Annotated in this window: 22 protein-coding genes and 2 other annotated features (1 of these 24 only partly in view); of the genes, 20 read left to right on the top strand and 2 right to left on the bottom strand. The window is 42.4% G+C overall.

What is annotated here, in order from left to right; all coding sequences use genetic code 11:
• Positions 1–73, top strand: a binding site (T-box leader) (it extends 157 nt beyond the left edge of the window).
• A 59-nt stretch (positions 74–132) separates the two neighbouring features.
• The 20 genes from MHH68_RS12455 (at position 133) to pheA (ending at position 18,205) form a co-directional block, all read left to right on the top strand.
• Positions 133–2,775 carry a valine--tRNA ligase gene (locus MHH68_RS12455; protein WP_339163340.1) on the top strand — a complete coding sequence of 881 codons (2,643 nt, stop codon included), beginning with the start codon at positions 133–135 and terminating at the stop codon, positions 2,773–2,775.
• A gap of 65 nt (positions 2,776–2,840) precedes the next feature.
• Positions 2,841–4,145, top strand: a complete 1,305-nt coding sequence (locus tag MHH68_RS12450) for a folylpolyglutamate synthase/dihydrofolate synthase family protein (protein ID WP_058014533.1) — start codon at positions 2,841–2,843, stop codon at positions 4,143–4,145.
• A 147-nt stretch (positions 4,146–4,292) separates the two neighbouring features.
• Entirely contained in the window at positions 4,293–5,012 is a 720-nt protein-coding gene (locus MHH68_RS12445; RefSeq protein ID WP_339163337.1) for a prepilin peptidase, read from the top strand.
• Between the two features lie 168 nt (positions 5,013–5,180).
• Positions 5,181–6,200: an SPOR domain-containing protein gene (locus tag MHH68_RS12440; protein WP_061408827.1), complete on the top strand. Its 1,020-nt coding sequence runs from the start codon at positions 5,181–5,183 to the stop codon at positions 6,198–6,200.
• Positions 6,201–6,377: 177 nt separating this feature from the next.
• Positions 6,378–6,947, top strand: a complete 570-nt coding sequence (locus tag MHH68_RS12435) for a Maf family protein (protein ID WP_058014536.1) — start codon at positions 6,378–6,380, stop codon at positions 6,945–6,947.
• A gap of 48 nt (positions 6,948–6,995) precedes the next feature.
• Entirely contained in the window at positions 6,996–7,670 is a 675-nt protein-coding gene (gene radC, locus MHH68_RS12430; RefSeq protein WP_034662037.1) for a DNA repair protein RadC, read from the top strand.
• Positions 7,671–7,760: 90 nt separating this feature from the next.
• Positions 7,761–8,780 carry a rod shape-determining protein gene (locus MHH68_RS12425; RefSeq protein WP_012010766.1) on the top strand — a complete coding sequence of 340 codons (1,020 nt, stop codon included), beginning with the start codon at positions 7,761–7,763 and terminating at the stop codon, positions 8,778–8,780.
• Positions 8,781–8,807: 27 nt separating this feature from the next.
• On the top strand, positions 8,808–9,707 hold the full coding sequence (mreC, locus tag MHH68_RS12420) for a rod shape-determining protein MreC (RefSeq protein WP_058014537.1): 900 nt from the start codon (positions 8,808–8,810) through the stop codon (positions 9,705–9,707).
• The gene (gene mreD, locus MHH68_RS12415) at positions 9,704–10,222 is read left to right on the top strand and encodes a rod shape-determining protein MreD (protein ID WP_034661648.1); all 519 of its coding nucleotides are present in this window, start codon (positions 9,704–9,706) and stop codon (positions 10,220–10,222) included. The genes mreC and mreD overlap by 4 nt, the downstream gene beginning before the upstream one ends.
• A gap of 54 nt (positions 10,223–10,276) precedes the next feature.
• Positions 10,277–10,960 (top strand): septum site-determining protein MinC, encoded by a 684-nt coding sequence (minC, locus tag MHH68_RS12410; protein ID WP_034661644.1) that lies wholly within the window; start codon positions 10,277–10,279, stop codon positions 10,958–10,960.
• A gap of 2 nt (positions 10,961–10,962) precedes the next feature.
• Complete coding sequence (minD, locus tag MHH68_RS12405) at positions 10,963–11,766, top strand: septum site-determining protein MinD (RefSeq protein WP_003216504.1); 804 nt, start codon at positions 10,963–10,965, stop codon at positions 11,764–11,766.
• 112 nt (positions 11,767–11,878) lie between these two features.
• Positions 11,879–12,670 carry a M23 family metallopeptidase gene (locus MHH68_RS12400; protein WP_058014538.1) on the top strand — a complete coding sequence of 264 codons (792 nt, stop codon included), beginning with the start codon at positions 11,879–11,881 and terminating at the stop codon, positions 12,668–12,670.
• Positions 12,663–13,532: a M50 family metallopeptidase gene (locus tag MHH68_RS12395; protein WP_339163330.1), complete on the top strand. Its 870-nt coding sequence runs from the start codon at positions 12,663–12,665 to the stop codon at positions 13,530–13,532. The genes MHH68_RS12400 and MHH68_RS12395 overlap by 8 nt, the downstream gene beginning before the upstream one ends.
• Positions 13,533–13,598: 66 nt before the next feature.
• Positions 13,599–13,671: a sequence feature (ribosomal protein L21 leader region), on the top strand.
• A gap of 12 nt (positions 13,672–13,683) precedes the next feature.
• Complete coding sequence (rplU, locus tag MHH68_RS12390) at positions 13,684–13,992, top strand: 50S ribosomal protein L21 (protein ID WP_003216781.1); 309 nt, start codon at positions 13,684–13,686, stop codon at positions 13,990–13,992.
• 24 nt (positions 13,993–14,016) lie between these two features.
• Positions 14,017–14,355, top strand: coding sequence for a ribosomal-processing cysteine protease Prp (locus MHH68_RS12385; protein WP_003216478.1), 339 nt, complete (start codon positions 14,017–14,019; stop codon positions 14,353–14,355).
• Between the two features lie 12 nt (positions 14,356–14,367).
• On the top strand, positions 14,368–14,652 hold the full coding sequence (gene rpmA / locus MHH68_RS12380) for a 50S ribosomal protein L27 (protein WP_003216586.1): 285 nt from the start codon (positions 14,368–14,370) through the stop codon (positions 14,650–14,652).
• Between the two features lie 255 nt (positions 14,653–14,907).
• Positions 14,908–15,492: a sporulation initiation phosphotransferase B gene (locus MHH68_RS12375; protein ID WP_058014541.1), complete on the top strand. Its 585-nt coding sequence runs from the start codon at positions 14,908–14,910 to the stop codon at positions 15,490–15,492.
• A gap of 30 nt (positions 15,493–15,522) precedes the next feature.
• On the top strand, positions 15,523–16,809 hold the full coding sequence (gene obgE / locus MHH68_RS12370) for a GTPase ObgE (protein ID WP_012010757.1): 1,287 nt from the start codon (positions 15,523–15,525) through the stop codon (positions 16,807–16,809).
• Between the two features lie 55 nt (positions 16,810–16,864).
• Entirely contained in the window at positions 16,865–17,308 is a 444-nt protein-coding gene (locus MHH68_RS12365) for an ACT domain-containing protein (protein ID WP_003216269.1), read from the top strand.
• Between the two features lie 18 nt (positions 17,309–17,326).
• Entirely contained in the window at positions 17,327–18,205 is an 879-nt protein-coding gene (gene pheA / locus MHH68_RS12360) for a prephenate dehydratase (RefSeq protein ID WP_169056878.1), read from the top strand.
• A gap of 228 nt (positions 18,206–18,433) precedes the next feature.
• Here the strand turns inward: pheA and MHH68_RS12355 are convergent, their stop codons facing one another.
• Both MHH68_RS12355 and MHH68_RS12350 read right to left on the bottom strand, forming a co-directional pair.
• Positions 18,434–18,976, bottom strand: coding sequence for a transcription repressor NadR (locus MHH68_RS12355; RefSeq protein ID WP_058014543.1), 543 nt, complete (start codon positions 18,974–18,976; stop codon positions 18,434–18,436).
• Between the two features lie 3 nt (positions 18,977–18,979).
• A complete protein-coding gene (locus tag MHH68_RS12350; RefSeq protein WP_339163322.1) occupies positions 18,980–20,131 on the bottom strand; it encodes an IscS subfamily cysteine desulfurase in 1,152 nt (383 codons plus the stop codon).
• Positions 20,132–20,209 lie beyond the last annotated feature (78 nt).

Here is a 20,209-nt window from a genome sequence, read left to right as displayed (position 1 = left end):
TAGAGTGTATGGGACACGTCTATGTGTTCCATGAAAAAAGGTGGTACCGCGAAAAAGCTTTTTCGTCCTTTTATAAGGATGAAAAGGCTTTTTTTATGTTTCATCAGCCGAAAAAATGTGGAGGTTACATAAATGGAAACAAATAATCAAGAAATGCCAACAAAGTACGACCCAAATGCGATAGAAAAAGACCGCTATACGTACTGGCTTGAAGGGAAATTCTTCGAAGCACAAAATGACAAAACGAAAGATCCATATACAGTCGTCATTCCTCCACCAAACGTGACAGGAAAACTGCACCTTGGGCATGCATGGGATTCGACCCTTCAAGACATCGTGACACGTATGAAACGGATGCAGGGCTATGACGTTCTATGGCTTCCAGGAATGGATCATGCCGGTATTGCGACACAAGCAAAGGTCGAGGCAAAGCTTCGCGAAGAAGGCGTAAGCCGTTATGACCTTGGCCGGGAGAAATTTGTGGAAGAAACGTGGAAGTGGAAAGAAGAATATGCGGACTTTATTCGCAGCCAGTGGGCGAAAATGGGACTTGGTCTTGATTACTCGCGTGAACGTTTTACATTAGATGAGGGTCTGAATAAAGCGGTACGCCAAGTGTTTGTCCAGTTGTATGAAAAAGGGCTGATCTATCGCGGAGAGTATATCATTAACTGGGACCCAGCGACGAAAACGGCACTTTCTGATATTGAAGTCATTTATAAAGATGTTCAAGGCGCGTTTTATCACTTAAGATACCCACTTTCAGATGGCACAGGTTCAATTGAAATTGCGACGACAAGACCTGAAACAATGCTCGGAGATACAGCCGTTGCTGTGCATCCTGATGACGAACGTTATCAGCATTTGATTGGAAAAACAGTGGTCTTGCCAATTACAGGACGCGAGATTCCAATCGTTGCTGATGACTATGTCGATATGGAGTTTGGTTCAGGAGCTGTGAAAATTACACCTGCTCATGACCCGAATGACTTTGAACTTGGAAACCGCCATAACTTAGAGCGTATTCTTGTCATGAATGAAGATGGCACAATGAATGCAAATGCACTGCAATACAAAGGAATGGACCGCTTTGAATGCCGTAAACAGCTTGTTAAAGACTTGCAAGAAGAGGGGATTTTATTCAAAATTGAGGACCATATGCATTCAGTTGGTCATAGTGAGCGAAGCGGAGCTGTCGTTGAACCTTATTTATCAACACAATGGTTTGTAAAAATGCAGCCGCTGGCAGACGAAGCCATCAACCTTCAAAATGGAGATGACCAAGTTCAATTTGTTCCAGACCGCTTTGAAAAGACGTATTTACACTGGATGGAAAATATCCGTGACTGGTGTATTTCTCGTCAGCTATGGTGGGGACACCGCATTCCAGCTTGGTATCATAAAGAAACGAAAGAAGTATATGTTGGACTGGAAGCACCAAAAGATATAGAGAACTGGGAACAGGATAACGATGTGCTTGATACATGGTTTAGTTCAGCGCTTTGGCCTTTCTCTACAATGGGCTGGCCGGATGCAGATAGTGAAGACTTCAAGCGCTACTATCCAACAAACCTGCTTGTTACAGGCTATGACATCATTTTCTTCTGGGTCTCTCGCATGATCTTCCAAGGTCTTGAATTCACAGGAGAAAAACCGTTTAAAGACGTTCTTATTCATGGGCTGATCCGTGACGAGCAAGGACGTAAAATGAGTAAGTCGCTAGGAAACGGAATTGATCCAATGGAAGTCATCGACAAGTACGGAGCAGATTCATTAAGATATTTCTTAGCAACTGGAAGCTCACCAGGTCAGGATCTTCGCTTTAGCTTTGAAAAGGTTGAATCCACTTGGAACTTCGCGAACAAAATTTGGAACGCATCGCGTTTTGCTTTAATGAACATGGATGGCTTAACGTATGATGAGCTTGATTTGACTGGAGAAAAATCAGTGGCTGACCAATGGATTTTAACCCGCTTAAATGAAACGATTGAAAGTGTTACACAGCTAGCTGACAAGTATGAATTTGGTGAAGTGGGCAGACATTTATACAACTTCATTTGGGATGACTTCTGTGACTGGTACATTGAGATGGCGAAGCTTCCGCTTTATGGAGAAGATGAAGAAGCGAAGAAAACGACTCGTTCCATCCTTGCGTACGTATTAGATCAGACGATGAGACTTCTTCATCCGTTCATGCCATTCTTAACAGAAGAAATCTGGCAGCATCTTCCGCACGAAGGTGAATCGATTACTGTAGCGGCTTGGCCTGAGGTGAAACCGGAGCTTTCAAACGAACAAGCGTCTGCTGATATGAAACTGCTTGTGGAGCTCATCCGTTCTGTTCGTAACATCCGCAGTGAAGTGAATACGCCAATGAGCAAACAGGTAGAGCTTTACATTAAAGCCTCTACATCTGATGTGCAGGAACGCTTAGAGAAAAACCGTTCATATATCGAGCGCTTTACGAACCCAAGTGTACTTGAAATTGGCACAAACGTCCCAGCTAGTGATAAAGCGATGACGGCTGTTATTTCTGGAGCAGAGCTCATTCTGCCACTTGAAGGCTTAATCAACTTAGATGAGGAAATCGCTCGTCTGCAAAAAGAACTGGATAAGCTGACAAAAGAAGTTGAGCGCGTCCAGAAAAAGCTAGGCAACGAAGGCTTTATGAAAAAAGCACCTGAAAGTGTCGTAGAAGAAGAGCGTGCGAAAGAACGTGACTATGTCGCAAAACGCGAAGCTGTTCAAAAGCGTATTGAAGAGCTGAAAGCATAAGGTTGAAAAGACGGCTCCTAACAAAATGGAGTCGTCTTTTTTGAAAATTTCGGATGAAATGAGAGATGACATTGTTTACAACCTATCATGAAGCCATTGAGTGGATTCACAGTAGATTGGCCTTTGGTGTAAAACCGGGTCTTGAAAGAATGAAGTGGCTGATGAACAAACTAAGCCATCCGGAACAACGTATAAAAGCAGTACATGTTGCAGGTACAAACGGAAAAGGTTCAACGATTGCGTTTACTCGTTCCGTTTTACAGGCAGCAGGCTATTCAGTCGGCACCTTCACCTCCCCGTTTATTTTAACTTTCAATGAACGAATCAGCGTGAATGGAGCACCTATACAGGATGAAGAATGGCTGAGTTTGGTCAATAAAATCAAGCCTTTTGTTGATGAGTTAGATCAAACAGAGCTTGGCGCAGCAACAGAGTTTGAAATCATTACCGCATGTGCATTTACTTATTTTGCCGATGTGCAGCAAGTAGACTTTGTACTACTAGAGACAGGCCTTGGCGGAAGACTTGATTCAACAAATGTTGCCGTCCCTATCTTAACAGCGATTACGTCGATCGGTCATGATCATATGGCGATTTTAGGTGACACACTTGAACAAATTGCATCTGAAAAAGCGGGCATTATCAAAGAGGGTATTCCGATGATTACTGCTGTTCATCAACCGGAAGCACTTGCGGTCATTCAAAACATCGCAAAAGAAAAGAAGGCGGAATGTATTTCATTACAGGATATTTGTACCTTCAGTCATCAGCAGCCAACAGAAACAGGCGAACAGTTTACGTTAAGCACACCAAAAAGGCAGTATCCGCAGCTTGAAACAGGGTTAATCGGAACGCATCAACGGCAAAATGCTTCCCTTGCTGTTCTACTCATTGAATGGCTGGAGCAAGAAGGTTATATTAGCGTGGCAAAAGAGCAGATATATGAAGGTATTCGGTATGCAGTTTGGGCTGGAAGATTTGAAAAGGTTAAAGATCATCCACCAGTTTATTTAGACGGCGCTCATAATGAAGAAGGGATCGACCGTTTAATTGAAACGGTACAAGCTCATTTTTCTAGTAAACAAGTGCATGTCTGTTTTAGTGCTTTAAAAGATAAGCCGTACAAGCAAATGATTCAAAAACTTGAAGCCGTTAGTTCCTCTATCCATTTTGTTTCATTTGATTTTCCAAGAGCTGAATCAGCGGAAAAGCTTTATGCGTGCAGTCAGTTAGAGGCAAAATCGTATGACGATGACCCTCGTGCAGTGCTTGAGTTCATTCAGAAAAAAAGTGATGATCCTTTAGCGGTGATCCTTGTGACAGGCTCCCTTTATTTTATTTCAGATATACGAAATCGTATGATCGGGTAACGAAAAGACGCAAATGGCTTTGATGCCTCCTGCGTCTTTTTCTTTTTATATGTAGAAGAGGGGGAAAATCATATTTTCACTAGATGCTTTAGTGGATAGGGTCATGGTAAAATCCGGTCTATCTTATTCCCGGAAGGAGTTCCACATATGATTGAGATTTTTTTGTTTCTTGCAGGTATCACGATGGGTTCGTTCTTTCATCTCGTAGGCGAAAGGCTGCCGGTGAAGCGGTCTATTCTCTTCCCACGTTCTCACTGCACAGCCTGTAAACAGCCGCTATCCCTGCACGACATGATCCCGCTCGTTTCTTATGCTGTATGGAAGGGGTCTTGTAAACATTGCGGCATTCGTCTATCTTGGTTATACCCAATGGTTGAACTGCTGTCAGGCGGTCTTTTTTTATTTGTTTATAGCATCACAGGTTTTTCGTTTGAAGGTCTTTTTCTTGTGATTCTTTGTAGTTTATTCGTGATTGCTGTCGTGAGTGATCTTCTCTATATGAGGGTGCCGAACGAGCTGTTTCTCTTCTTTTTCCCTCTTTTCGTCATATACCGCACGCTGGAACCGCTTCTGATCTGGTGGGAAGGGGCGGCTTCTCTCATTTTTTGCATTCTTTTGTTTTCTAGTCTAGATTATTTTAAGCCAAATAGTATGGGCGGAGCTGATATGAAGCTGTTCAGTGTGCTTGCGTTTTGCTTTGGCTTCAAGCCGTTCCTTCTCATGCTTTTTCTCTCATGTATTGCTGGAATGGTTTATGCAAAGGTCTTTTCCTTTCGATTAAACGAGCCATTCCCTTTTGTTCCTTCGATCGCTTTTTCATTTCTGCTGTATCTCTGTGGTGCCCCTGTCTTGTTTCTATTTGGCTAGTCGAAGGGGTGAAAAAATTGGCGAACACTTTTTTGCCCTGCCGACAAAAGTCTTGTTCTTTTTTTTTCCTGCTATGTTAAAGTGTGAAACAGAAAGAAGGACGGGTTAAATTCGCACTGATTCATTGGACAGAAAGGTCTTTCTTACAAACATGTCAGAAAGCGGGGAATGACAGTGAAAAAGAGGCAGGCAAAAAAACAAGGGCTAAAGGTCAATATTAATGGCAAGGAAGAAATCGTACATGAAGATGATCATCAGCCGCCAAAACAGCAAGAAGATCAAGTGACGTTTTCGAATTGGGAAGAAAAGAGACATTCGGAACAGGAGACAGCAGCTTCTCAGGAAGATTCGTCTAAACCGAAAGAAGAAGATTTCCAGTGGGATGATGCTGCTGATCATATTTATCATTCTGATCCAAAAGTCGTCACACCTTATCAAAAGAAAAAAAGCTCCTTTGATCAGAAGTTCGGTAAAAATCGCGGTCCGTTTAAGAGAGTGATGACAACGATTGTGTTTGCGGTCGTTCTTGGGACAGGCCTTGGGGTATTTGCGCTTAGTTTAAGTCAAGATGGTACATCAAATCCTTCAGGTGGAGATATCAGTGTCTCGGCATCTGGTTCTGGAAATCAATCATCGATGAAAGCCGGCGGGGATGAGCCGAATGCAGGCACTACAGATGAATCAAAAGAGAACAAAGATGAAAAAAGTGCCTCTGGCAGTTTATCAACCTTTGTTGTACAGGCTGGGAAATTTTCTTCTGAAAAAGGAGCAGATGACTTAGTTGGCAGTTTAAAAGATGCAGGGTATGCAGGGAAAAAGGTTTCCATGGATGATGGATATTATGTCATTGCCGGGCTTGCGACAGAGCAGGGGATGACAAGCGCTGTAGGGAAGAAATTGATTGATCAGCACTTTGAGGCATGGGGAGGAAAGGAGCTCTCATTTCAAGTACCAGATGAGCTGACTAGTTTAATAGAAAAGGCATCTGTACTATCATCCAAAGTGATTGCAGGCGATGAAGTAGATCAAAAAGAAGTCACGCAGCTAATTTCTGAGCTTGAAAGTGCCAAAACAGAGGACGCACCGGCTAAAAGCGGTTTGCTGAAAGCTGTGCAGCTATTAAATGACCCAACTGCTGAAAACGGCTGGAAATCTCAGCAGGCATTGCTTGATCAATTAAATACGTAAAATCATTTTTTAAGAAACGAAACTAGTCAAAAAATGACTAGTTTTTTTCTTTTGCATCCAACATAATGATGAAGGTACATGAAAAATGAATTTTCGTAAATTGTCGGTAAGATGTACATTTGCTAGGATGAATGGGTATCTTACTTCTTAGGCTAAACCCTGAAAGGATGAACAAACATGAACCAATTGATTCTCGCATCGCAATCACCTAGAAGAAAAGAATTGCTTGATCTAGCAGGGTTTTCTTATGACATTCAAGCAAGTCATTTAAAAGAAGAAATAAATCGAAACCTTTCACCTGCTGAGAACGTCCAATGGTTGGCAGAACAAAAAGCAAATGATATTCAAAGATTAAACCCCAAAGCTGTGGTCATTGGTGCAGATACAATTGTTGCAATTCACGGCAAATGTCTTGGGAAACCAAAAGACAAGAAAGAAGCGGCTTTTATGCTTCAATTATTATCAGGAAAGACACATCAAGTCTTGACGGGTGTCACGGTTCAGTCAGAGAATAGAAAAGAAACATTTTATGAACAGACAGAAGTGACATTTTGGACGCTGACTCAAAATGAAATTGACCGCTATATCGAGACGGGCGAACCCCTTGATAAAGCGGGAAGCTATGGCATTCAAGGGAAAGGCGCACTGTTTGTTCAAAAAATAGATGGTGATTATTTTTCCGTTGTCGGTCTACCTATTGCGAAAACAGTCAGAGTGCTTGAAACCTTTGGAATCACCCCTTTTTGAAGACAGGAAGGAATTCTAAAAGGAGTGGTCATCCTGAACGATTTCCCTATGCTGCTAAAGCATTTCCCTCATGATGAAAAACCGAGAGAACGATTTATCAAATACGGGCCCAGCAGTTTGTCAAATCATGAACTTGTTGCGATCCTTCTAAGAACAGGCACGAAAAAAGAATCAGTTCTCCAAATTTCCGCAAGACTTTTGCAAACATTTGGCGGTCTTCGCTCTGTAAAAGAAGCCTCAATTGAAGAAATGTCGAAGATTCGAGGAGTTGGAAAGGCGAAGGCGATTTCTCTTTTAGCTGCTTTAGAACTCGGCACTAGATTACACCATCAAACGACGGATAACCGCTATGTGATCCGCACACCAGAAGACGGAGCGAACTTTGTGATGGAAGATATGAGGTTTTTGACACAGGAAAATTTCGTTTGTCTTTATCTTAATACAAAAAATCAAGTTCTTCATAAACATACCGTGTTTATTGGAAGCCTGAATTCATCGATCGTTCACCCGCGTGAAATTTTCAAAGAGGCCTTTAAACGTTCGGCCGCTTCATTTATATGTGTGCACAACCATCCATCTGGAGATCCGACGCCCAGCAGGGAAGATATTGAAGTGACACAGCGACTTTTTGAATGTGGAAAGCTGATTGGAATACAGCTGCTTGATCATCTAGTCATAGGTGATCAAAAATTTGTGAGTTTGAAGGAAAAAGGGTATTTGTAACACTTTTTTTTTCAATGTTTTACGATATAATAGAGTTTATGAGTTTTTCCCTAAAGGGAATTTTGGTTTAAGAAAGGAAGATACATACATATGTTTGGAATTGGTACAAAAGACCTTGGAATAGATCTTGGAACAGCGAATACGCTTGTTTTTATTAAAGGAAAAGGCATTGTTGTAAGAGAACCTTCGGTCGTAGCCTTGGAAACTGATACGAAGTCTATAGTGGCAGTCGGAAATGATGCTAGAAATATGATTGGCCGTACACCTGGTAATGTTGTGGCACTACGCCCGATGAAAGACGGAGTCATTGCAGATTACGAGACGACAGCAACAATGATGAAATATTACATTAATCAAGCATTAAAAGGCAAAGGTCTTTTTGCTCGTAAACCTTACGTGATGGTATGTGTACCATCTGGTATTACAGCTGTAGAAGAGCGTGCAGTCATTGATGCAACAAGACAAGCTGGTGCACGTGACGCATACCCGATTGAAGAGCCTTTTGCTGCGGCGATCGGTGCTAACCTGCCTGTATGGGAGCCAACAGGAAGTATGGTTGTAGACATTGGCGGCGGTACAACAGAGGTAGCCATTATTTCTCTTGGCGGCATTGTGACATCACAATCAATCCGCGTGGCAGGAGATGAAATGGATGATGCGATCAGCAGCTACATCCGTAAAACGTATAACCTGATGATCGGTGATCGTACGTCAGAAGCGATTAAAATGGAAATCGGTTCTGCGCAGCCTGATGTACATGACGAAATGGATATTCGCGGCCGTGACCTTTTAACAGGTCTGCCAAAAACGATCTCGATTACAGCAGATGAGATTGCAAAAGCGCTTCGCGATACAGTGGAAACAATTGTTGATGCGGTGAAAATGACACTTGAAAAAACTCCGCCTGAGCTGGCAGCAGATATTATGGACCGCGGAATCGTTTTAACTGGCGGCGGTGCATTGCTTCGTAATCTTGACAAAGTCATTAGTGATGAAACGAAGATGCCAGTCATTATTGCGGAAGACCCGCTTGACTGTGTGGCAATCGGAACAGGCAAAGCGTTAGAGCATATTCATTTGTTCAAAGGAAAATCAAAAGATAATCGATAATCGGGCGTAAATAAAGAGGTGTAAGACATGCCGCAGTTTTTTATGAATAAAAGATTAATGTTGCTCCTTGTCTGTGTCATCGTACTGGTGGCCATGATTGGTTTTTCAGTGAAAAGCGGCAGAGGTGCTTCATGGCCGGAAAAATTAGTGGGGGATACGACAGGCTTTTTTCAAGGTGTCTTTCATAAACCATCACAATTTATTGCCGGTATTTATGGAAATGTTCAAGATTTAAAGAACACATACGATGAAAACGAACGTCTTCGAAAAAAACTTGATGGACAAACCCAATATGAGGCGAAACTTCAAGAACTAGAAGATGAGAACAAAAAGCTTCGCAAGCAGCTCGGATATGTGAACTCTATTCGTGATTATACGCCAATTCTATCAACGGTTATCGCGAGAAACCCGTCCCTTTGGGATAGCTTTGTCATGATTGATAAAGGAAAAAAACAAGGCGTTGACAAAGATATGGCGGTCACAAATGAGAGTGGTGCGTTAATTGGGAAGATTGAAAGTGATAAGCTCAACAATTTTACTTCGACTGTAAGGTTGCTAAGCTCTACTGACCAAAATAATAGAATTTCAACGAAAATTTTTGCGAAAAAGGGCAAAGAAGAACTCAACGGAATTATTAACGGCTATGACAGTAAGAAAAAAATGCTGACAATGAATATTCTGAAATCTGATGCAGATGGAGATGTCAAAAAAGGAGATCTTGTTGAAACATCTGGGGCAGGGGGCGTATTCCCTCAAGGCTTGACGATTGGTAAGGTAAGTGAAATCGAGCCAGATCATTACGGCCTGACAAAAATCATTTATGTAGAACCAGCGGCTGAACTCAACAATTTAGACCGTGTGATTGTGGTGAATCGCAGCTCAAGTACGGGAGATGCATCTGAATTGACGAAGGAGGAAGGCTCGTGAGACGTGTCCTTCTTGCTTTCGTCATGTTGTTTATCTTCGTATTTGACAGTATTTTTGTCGATCTAGTGAAGCTCCCATTTGTTTCAGACAATCAAATTTTAGCTCCTCATTTCATCTTACTCGCACTTGTATTTATGACGGCTTTTGTGAATCAAAAATATGGTGTGATTTTCGGTTTTATCTTTGGACTTTTATATGATATTTCGTATACAGGCATACTTGGTGTTCATATGTTTGGCTTTGGAGCGCTCTGCTATTTGCTAGCGAAAGCCTTTAAAGTTTTGCAAACGAATATGTTAGTGGTCGTCTTTCTGTCGATTATTGCTGTTTCCGTGATGGAGTTTTATGTGTACGGCGTTCAAGCGACGATTCAACCAGGGATTATGCCGTTTAATACGTATGTCATCGAACGCTTTATTCCAACGATTCTTTTAAATACTGCTGCGTCTCTCATACTTGTTGTGCCGCTTAGGCTCTTTTTCATCAATATGAAACAAGGACTGATCGACGAATAAAAGCAGGAGTTTGTCCAATTACGGCGAAATGAGTATGTTGTTGAGGTGAGCATCTTGAAAACTCAAAAACAGCAATATGTGACGATAAAAGGTACAAAAAACGGATTAACATTACAGTTAAATGATGACTGTTCGTTTGATGACCTTCTTTCTGGCTTGCGAGAGGTTCTTTTACTTGAGCAATATACAGATGGAAGGGAAGGACATAAGGTTAATGTGCATATTAAGCTTGGTTTTCGGTATTTAACAGAGGATCAGGAAATGCGTTTGACTGAAGCAGTCTCTGAAAATGAACATCTCGTCATTCACTCTATTGAAAGTGACGTCATGTCTACTGAAGAGGCGAGACGATTAAAAGCAGAGGCCGAAATTACCTCTGTAGCGAAAATTGTACGCTCTGGACAGGTACTGTATGTTGAAGGAGATCTCTTATTAATAGGAGATGTTAATCCTGGCGGAACGATTCGTGCAGGGGGAAATATTTTTGTGCTCGGCGCTTTAAAAGGTGTGGCACATGCTGGATGTAATGGGAATAAACAAGCTGTCATTGCGGCATCTCGTATGATTCCAACACAGCTTCGCATCGCACAAGTGTTTAACCGTGCACCAGATCAAAAAGAAGATGGAAATGAAATGGAATGTGCTTATTTAGATATAGATGGCAACATGATCATTGAACGCCTGCAGCAATTGGCTCATATAAGACCTAATCTGACAAGGCTTGAGGGAGGAATGTGAAATTGGGCGAGGCTATTGTGATTACCTCAGGAAAAGGCGGCGTTGGCAAAACAACAACATCTGCAAACTTAGGCACAGCACTAGCAATTCAAGGGAAAAAAGTGTGTCTAGTTGATACCGATATTGGCCTTCGGAATTTAGATGTCGTGATGGGGCTTGAGAACCGCATTATTTATGATCTAGTCGATGTAGTAGAAGGAAGATGTAAAATTCATCAAGCGCTTGTAAAAGATAAGCGTTTCGAGGATCTTTTATATCTTTTACCCGCTGCTCAAACAAGCGATAAAACGGCTGTAGAGCCAGAGCAGATCAAAGAATTAATTCAATCATTGAAACAAGACTTTGATTATGTCGTCATTGATTGCCCTGCTGGAATTGAGCAAGGCTTTAAAAATGCTGTATCTGGTGCAGATAAGGCAATTGTCGTGACGACGCCTGAGATCTCAGCTGTAAGAGATGCCGACCGTATCATTGGCTTGTTAGAACAAGAAGATATCGAACCACCTCGTTTGATCGTCAACCGTATTCGTACACACATGGCGAAAAGTGGCGATTCAATGGATGTGGATGAAGTTGTCCATCACTTATCGATTGATCTTCTTGGCATTGTTGCTGATGATGATGACGTGATTAAGGCTTCAAACAATGGGGAACCGATTGTCATGGATGCTAAAAATAAAGTCTCGATTGCGTATCGTAATATTGCCCGCCGCGTACTAGGCGAATCTGTTCCACTTCAATCATTTGAAGATGAAAACAAAGGAATGTTTGCTAAGCTGAAAGCATTTTTTGGTGTAAGAGCTTAATAAGCAGTCAGGTAAGATAAGACCGATTCGATCAGAATCGGTCTTTTTGTTGCATATCAGATGAGGTCGCCACATAAAATGTACAAACTGTTTGTATGTAAAGGGTGATCTCATGAAAAGTGTGGACGAGTACCGAAAGAAAATCGCGCAGCGCCGCAAAACGAAGCAGTCAGCTGCTCCATCTAAGAAGACGACTTTCAAGAAAAAAGAGGATATCCCTCCATGGGTCATGCTGACAGAGGAAGAAAAGCATTCAGGGTCGTCTTCCTTTGAATCGTCGTCTCATCAGCCGAAGAAATATCAACATCCGCTATTTAACCCCAATGCCTTTGTGCTGAAATGTTTATTATCTGCATCCCTTGTGTTGATTACAGCCATTTCGTTTAAAGGTCAGGCAGGGCCGTTTCAGCAGCTGAAGCCGATCATTACGCAGACCTTTGAGCAAGATTTTCAATTTGCTGCTGCTAATCGCTGGTTTGAGAAAACAGTTGGAAACCCCCTTGCCTTTTTAACGGGCAAAAAGGAAGACCAAAAAGATGTACAAGCGAACCAAGAACTGGCTGTACCTGCTTCTGGAAAAGTTCAGGAATCCTTTACACAAAACGGAGCAGGTGTCAAAGTCGAAACAGCGGCTGAAGCGATTGACAGCATGAAGGAAGGCTATGTAGTAGAAGTGAAAAAGAAAAGTGACACAGGTCTGACAGTGGTCGTGCAGCATGCAGATAACAGCTATAGCTGGTACGGTCAATTAAAGAAAGCCGATGTGGCCTTATACGATTTTGTCGATAAGGGTGAGAAAATTGGCCAGATCTCACTCGATGATCAAGGAAAGGGCACATATTACTTTGCCATTAAGCAGAATGAACAGTTTATCGATCCTATTCAGGTGATGACCTTTGAATAGATGGCTGGTCATGCTGACGAAAATTCACATTCATCCGCTGCTGTGGATTGTGATGGCGTTTGCGATTCTCTCTGGTCAAATCAAGCCGCTGCTTTGTCTGCTCATTATCGTCTTTGTCCATGAGCTTGGACATGCAGCGGCTGCTTGCTATTATCATTGGCGCATTCGGCGGATTTTTCTACTCCCGTTTGGCGGGGCGGTAGAAGTAGAAGAGCATGGGAACCGCCCGCTAAAGGAAGAGCTGGCGGTCATTTTATGCGGGCCGCTTCAGCATGTACCGCTCCAGCTTATGGCATGGTTTTTCATGGAAGCTTCTTTTATTTCACACGACATTTTTACGATGTTCACTTTTTATAATATGGCAATTTTCCTTGTGAATCTTTTGCCTATTTGGCCGCTAGATGGCGGAAAATTATTCTTTTTGCTCTTATCAGCATATTACCCTTTCCAACGAGCACATGCCCTTACCATAAAAGGCTCCCTTGTCTTTTTCATTCTATTGACAGTCGGATTACTTTTGTTTGCGCCGCTACAATTCAACGGCTGGGTGCTGCTCACCTTTTTAGCCTATTCACTCGTGATGGAGCACCGGCAGCGGCATTATGTCAGGGTCCGCTTTTTACTAGAACGCTATTACGGTAAAAAAGAGCAAAAGGTAGAAAAGCTGATTCCGCTAAGAGCGAGCGCTGAGGAAAAAGTATATGAAGTCATGGCGCGATTCCAAAGAGGCTGTAAGCATCCGATTATTATTGAAAGAGATGGCGTGAAAATGAGCCAGCTTGACGAAAATGAACTGCTTCATGCGTATTTTTCAGATCGAAGAACCACCTCCTCCATGGAAGAGCTTCTTTTGCCGTACTAGTGATGAAAATACGTTGACATTCTGCGTCTAATTTGATATATTTTTTAATGTTATGGATATGTAGCACCCGTGCTACAACCGCGCGAAGCAGGTGTAAAGAGCCTAAGGCCCCCTGTATTCGGCGAGTCTGAGTTTATTAGGAGGTGCAGAGATGTACGCAATTATCGAAACTGGTGGTAAACAAGTAAAAGTTGAAGAAGGTCAAACTGTTTATGTTGAAAAACTAGCTGCTGAAGCAGGTGAAACAGTAACTTTTGAAAACGTATTGTTTGTCGGCGGAGACACTGTCAAAGTGGGTAACCCTTCAGTTGCTGGAGCAACAGTAACGGCTAAAGTTGAAAAACAAGGTCGCGGTAAGAAAATTACTGTGTTCAAGTACAAACCGAAGAAAAACAACCACAAGAAACAAGGTCATCGTCAACCTTACACTAAAGTTGTTATCGAAAAAATCAACGCTTAAGGCGGCTTAAGGCGTGTGAGTGATATGATCAAAGCAACCATTACTCGGTCGGCAGCAGATGAAAGCATTACGTCTTTTCAGATGACTGGACATGCCGAGTTTGCTGAAAAAGGTCAGGATCTCGTTTGTGCAGGAGTATCTGCTGTTGTTTTCGGCTCAGTCAATTCAATTATTGCACTGACAGGATTGGACCCTCTGCTCGATATTGGTGAGGAAGGTGGCTATTTCTCTTTTGAATTGCCAGCTGATACAGATCCAGTATCCTTTGAAAAAGCCCAGTTGCTTTTAGAAGGCATGGTCGTTTCCTTAGAAACAATTGAACGAGATTATCACGATTATGTGAGAATATCTACAAAAAAATAGGAGGTGAACTTCATGCTTAGATTAGATCTTCAATTTTTCGCATCTAAAAAAGGGGTAGGTTCTACAAAGAACGGACGTGACTCTGAGTCTAAACGTTTAGGCGCTAAACGTGCTGATGGTCAATTCGTAACTGGTGGTTCTATCCTTTATCGTCAACGTGGAACGAAAATCTATCCAGGTGAAAACGTTGGACGCGGAGGCGACGACACTCTTTTCGCTAAAATCGACGGAACAGTTAAATTCGAACGTTTCGGTCGTGACCGTAAAAAAGTGAGCGTATATCCTGCGGCACAATAATTGCTAAAAACTCCGGTCATTGACTGGAGTTTTTTTCACTTTTTACAAGTAGTATTGAAGATGAAAAAGAAGATGCACTCCATCAATATCAAAGAACGTTTGCTGACTTTGCCTCATTTTCTCCTATAGATCAGAAAAAACAACCTTTCCTCACATAACTAGTGTTTTTCTATGCTGTCTTCTCTGTTATAATTCAGGGAGACATAGTGATGATAAGACTCCTAAAAGAGAGACCAAACGATTGGGAGTGCGATAATGGAAGAGATATCAAGTAAACAAAACGAAAAATTAACTCACGTTGCATTAACAAATGAATTGATCTATCTGCTCAGTCGTTCAAGACATGACTGGATGAATAAATTGCAGCTGATCAAGGGCAACTTGACATTAGAAAAATATGACCGTGTGTTTGAAATTATAGAAGAAATGGTCATTGAAGCACAGCATGAATCCAAACTCTCAAATTTAAAAATTCCCCAATTGGCCTATTACTTTCTAACATTTAATTGGGAGTCGCATTTTATCACCCTAGAATATGAAGTGCTTGGTGAAACCCGAGACTTATCAGCATATGAATCGCAGCTGCTATCGGTATCACAGGAGTTGTTTTCGATATTCGATCAATCAGTTTGCCAAAAAACTGAAAATCATTTAACGGTCACGTTCCAAACAGATCATGAAGAGAATGATGTGGTCTTATATTTTGATTTCAAAGGAAAATTAACAAGTTTGGATGCGTTAAATGCGTTTCATGACGCAAACTATCCATGTATGAGTGTAGTTCAATTTCATGTGACAAGTCATGAGTCGATGATTGAGCTTTGTTTGAGGCAAGAATGAGATATGTGATGCAGAGAAACGGAGGAAGTTATGTTTGTAGATCAGGTTAAAGTGTATGTTAAAGGCGGTGACGGCGGAAACGGTATGGTGGCGTTCCGTCGTGAAAAATATGTGCCAAAAGGCGGGCCGGCTGGCGGCGACGGTGGAAATGGCGCAGATGTGGTATTTGAAGTAGACGAAGGACTCAGAACATTGATGGACTTTCGTTATAAGCGTCATTTTAAGGCGGATCGCGGCGAGCACGGAATGAGTAAAAACCAGCATGGCCGAAATGCGGAAGAAATGATTGTCAAAGTTCCGCCCGGTACGGTTGTGACGGATGCAGAGACGGAACAAGTACTCGCTGACTTAACAGAGCATGGACAGCGGGCTGTCATCGCAAAAGGCGGACGTGGAGGACGTGGAAATTCACGTTTCGCAACACCGGCAAACCCTGCACCACAGCTTTCTGAAAATGGCGAGCCAGGTAAAGAACGTGACGTCATCTTAGAATTAAAAGTACTTGCAGATGTTGGACTTGTTGGTTTCCCAAGTGTTGGAAAATCGACACTACTTTCAATTGTCTCTTCAGCGAAACCGAAAATTGCGGATTATCATTTCACAACGCTTGTGCCGAATCTAGGAGTTGTCGAAACAGATGATAATCGAAGCTTCGTCATGGCGGATCTGCCAGGACTGATCGAAGGCGCGCATGAAGGCGTTGGCTTAGGTCATCAATTTTTACGCCACATTGAGCGGACACGTGTCATTGTCCATGTCATTGATATGTCAGCACTTGAAGGACGTGACCCGTACGAAGATTATGTGACGATTAATGAAGAGCTTGAGCAGTACAATATGAGATTGACTGAGCGTCCGCAAATCATTGTAGCGAACAAAATGGACATGCCAGATGCAGCTGACAATCTAGCGGCATTTAAAGAAAAATTAACGGATGACTATAAAGTGTTCCCAATTAGTGCGATCACAAGAGAAGGGCTTCGTGAGCTTTTATTTGAAATCGCCAATCAGCTTGAAACAACACCGGAATTCCCGCTTTATAATGAAGAGGAACTGTCTGATAACCGCGTGATGTACAGGTTTGATGAGGGAGATGCACCATTTGAGATCACAAGAGATCCTGACGGTACATTTGTCATAACGGGTAAAGCACTTGAGCGGCTGTTTAAGATGACAGATTTCTCAAGAGATGAGTCCGTGAAACGATTCTCTAGACAGCTGCGCGGAATGGGCGTTGATGATGCCTTGCGTGAGCGTGGTGCACAAGACGGTGACATCATTCGCCTGCTTGAATTTGAATTTGAATTTATTGATTGATCAAAAGGAGGGTCCAGTCCATGGGCTCTCCCGTTTTTAAAAGGGGAGAAAACAGGTGAAAGAAGAAACGTTCTATTTAGTAAGAGAGGATGTCCTTCCAGATGCGATGCGGAAAACGCTTGAAGTCAAAAAGCTTCTCGATCGCAAAAAAGCGGATTCAGTTGCCGATGCTGTTCAACAAGCGGATTTAAGCCGCAGTGCTTTTTATAAATACAGAGATGCTGTTTTTCCATTTTATACGATGGTGAAAGAGCAGATCATCACATTGTTTTTCCACCTTGAGGATCGGTCTGGGGCTCTGTCAAGACTGCTGCAAATTGTGGCTGACTCTGGCTGTAATGTGCTATCCATTCACCAAACGATTCCGCTACAAGGAAGAGCGAATGTCACCCTATCCATTAGCACGGCTGGTATGGCAGATGATATCAATACAGTCATGAATCAATTAAGAAAACTTGAATTTGTCGAAAAAGTTGAAATTCTAGGTTCTGGGGCGTAAAAGGAGAGATCATAGCAGATGAAGCAATTAACTGTAGGTTATTTTGGACCAGAGGCAACATTTACTCATTTGGCCGTATGCTCTTGCTTTCCAGCAGATGCAGTGCAGCGTGCCTATGCAACGATTCCGCAATGTATGGATGCTGTATCAAAAGGCGAAGTCGATTTGGCGGTCGTTCCACTTGAAAATGCACTCGAAGGATCTGTGAACTTAACGATTGATTATTTAATTCATGAAGAAGCGCTGTCCATTGTTGGTGAAATGACAGCACCGATTCGACAGCATTTGCTTGTCCACCCATCAAGAGCGGAAAGCTGGGAGACATTAGATGTGATCCAATCACATCCGCATGCAATTGCCCAGTGTCATCAATTTCTGAAAAAGCAGTACCCAGATATTCCGCATCGTCCAGTTGAATCAACAGGTTATGCAGCGAAGTATATCAGTGAGCATCCGGATGAGGCTGCTGGGGCGATTGCCAATGAAATTGCCGCACAAACGTATGGTTTAACAATTGCAAAAAAAGATATTCATGATTATCCGCACAATCATACACGCTTTGTTATTTTACATAAAGATCCTAAAGCATCGTTCCCGATGAATGCTGGGTTCTCATCGAAGCCAAAAACGACCATTGTCGTCAGTCTGCCAAAGGATGACCAATCAGGTGCATTGCATCGCGTGTTATCTGCCTTTTCTTGGCGGAATCTCAACTTGTCAAAAATTGAATCTCGTCCAACAAAAACGGGTCTTGGACACTATTTGTTTATTATAGATATAGAAAAAGAAATGGATGAAGTCCTTGTCCCTGGTGCGATTCAGGAATTAGAAGCGATTGGCTGTGAAGTCAAATTGCTCGGCAGCTATCAAACATATGAACTAACGAATGAAAAATAGTGTCCCTTACAGGACACTATTTCAGCGTGTAGACAAACCCTCGCATTCGGTGTCAGTCCTGCGCGCTGGTACTCACGAATGTCAAATTCGCTCCGTGCCAGTGCTCGTCCTTCCTAGACTTCAAAGGTTTTCTATCACGCTGAAAAGAAGACAAAGGGCTAAAATCAAGTATATTTTAGCCCTTTGTCAACAATCTGAAATAGTGTCCCTTACAGGACACTATTTTTTTTAGTCTTTAATTAAAAAGCCAGCTTCATCAAGCGCTTGGATGGCTTGGTCAAGCTGCTTTTGACTGTAAGAAGTGAGTGTATGTAAATGCACGCCGTCTGTTAGTTCTGACAAGTAGGAGGCGCCCGTGTTAGAAATGTGATGAACGAAATCAGCTACTTGCTTGCGAGTGCTGACGCGAATAGAGGCCGTGAGTTCACCGTAAACAGGGTGCTCTATGATCACATCTTTTACCGTCACCCCAAAATCTACAATTAAAGTCAGTTCCTCTTCTGTCCGAACAGGATCATGCTTGCAGGCGATGATTTGTTCAATTTCTCTTTCTGGCGTATGCTGAGATGCCATATACACATAGCCTTGACTTGTGGCAATAATGGGTTCGTTTTTTGCTTTCAATAGTGAGATATCTTGTACAATGACTTGTCGAGAGACAGCCGCCTTTTTAGCCAAAAAGCTCCCGGTGAGTGGTGTATCTGTTTCTTTCAGCCACTCTAAAATGGCGTTTCTTCTCTCTTCGCCAATGAGTTTCCTCTCTTGCTCCACGTCTTATGCTCCTTTCTTCTCCTTTTGCAATTGTTCAAATGTATGCAAAAGCTGATTGATGTCCTCTTTTGATGACTTCGATCCAAATGATAGTCGAATGAATTGAAGAGCATCACGGTCTGATACGTGCAATGCCTTCACAGCCGGGGAAGGATGATGATAACCAGAAGCACATGCGCTTCCAGTCGATATACAAATCCCATGCCGGTTACATGCTAACATTACATATTGTCCTTCAAACCCTTCAAAAAAACAACCAATAATATGAGGCAGCATAAGGCGATTGCTATTGTTGTGAAGTGTACGAACAGGAAGCTGTCTCATTTTCAGCTGCTGAAGAAAATAATCACGAAGCTGCTCATTTTGCCGCTTTTGCTCATCTAGCTTAAGCATCAATTGCTCGCTCGCAGTAGCAAAAGCACCGATACATGGAACGTTCACTGTTCCAACGCGGAAGCCATTTTCCTGAACTGCACCTGAATATAAAGGCTTCCAAGGAACTTGAGTGCCCATATAGACAGCACCAGCGCCCTTAGGTGCATACACTTTATGGCTAGAGATGGATACAGCATCAACCCCAAGCTCCATGATGGACACACGAATTTTTCCGAAAGTTTGCACGGCATCTGTATGAAAAAGAATGTGCCTTTCTTTTAAAATGGGTGCTAATTCAGCGAGCGGCTGGATAATTCCTGTTTCTGAATTAGCATGCTGAATAGATACTAGTCCTGTTTCAGGTAATAATGCATTTTTGAGAATGTCCTGAGTGATGATCCCATCTTGATTCGGTTCAATGATTGTGACCTTCACACCAAGACGCTCTAAGCTTTTAACCGCATGATGAACAGAAGGATGCTCTACAGAAGTTGTGATGACATGCTGCTTGTGTGTTGGCAGACCATTTGCCATCGATTGAATCGCAAGAAGATTGGATTCCGTTCCGCCGCTTGTAAAGTAGATGCCGTCTGGTTCGCCCTCAAGAATGGCAGCGATTGATTGTCTGCTGTAGGTCAGTATGTCATTTGCTCTTCCGCCTGCATCATGAAGACTGCTTGCATTCCCGTAGCAATCTTTACTTAGCTGCTGAAAAACATGCAGTGCCTCCTCCGAAACAGGTGTAGAAGCTGCGTAATCTAAATAAACCAATCCATCCATCTCCTATGTGAAAATTTTTTCTTGTATTTATTGTAGTGTTGTGTAATGATATGTGTCAAGACAGGTGTAAATGACAGG

The organism is Bacillus sp. FSL K6-2841 (assembly GCF_037976435.1).
Lineage (GTDB): Bacteria > Bacillota > Bacilli > Bacillales > Bacillaceae > Bacillus > Bacillus pumilus.
This window is presented reverse-complemented; position numbering and strand designations above follow the sequence as displayed.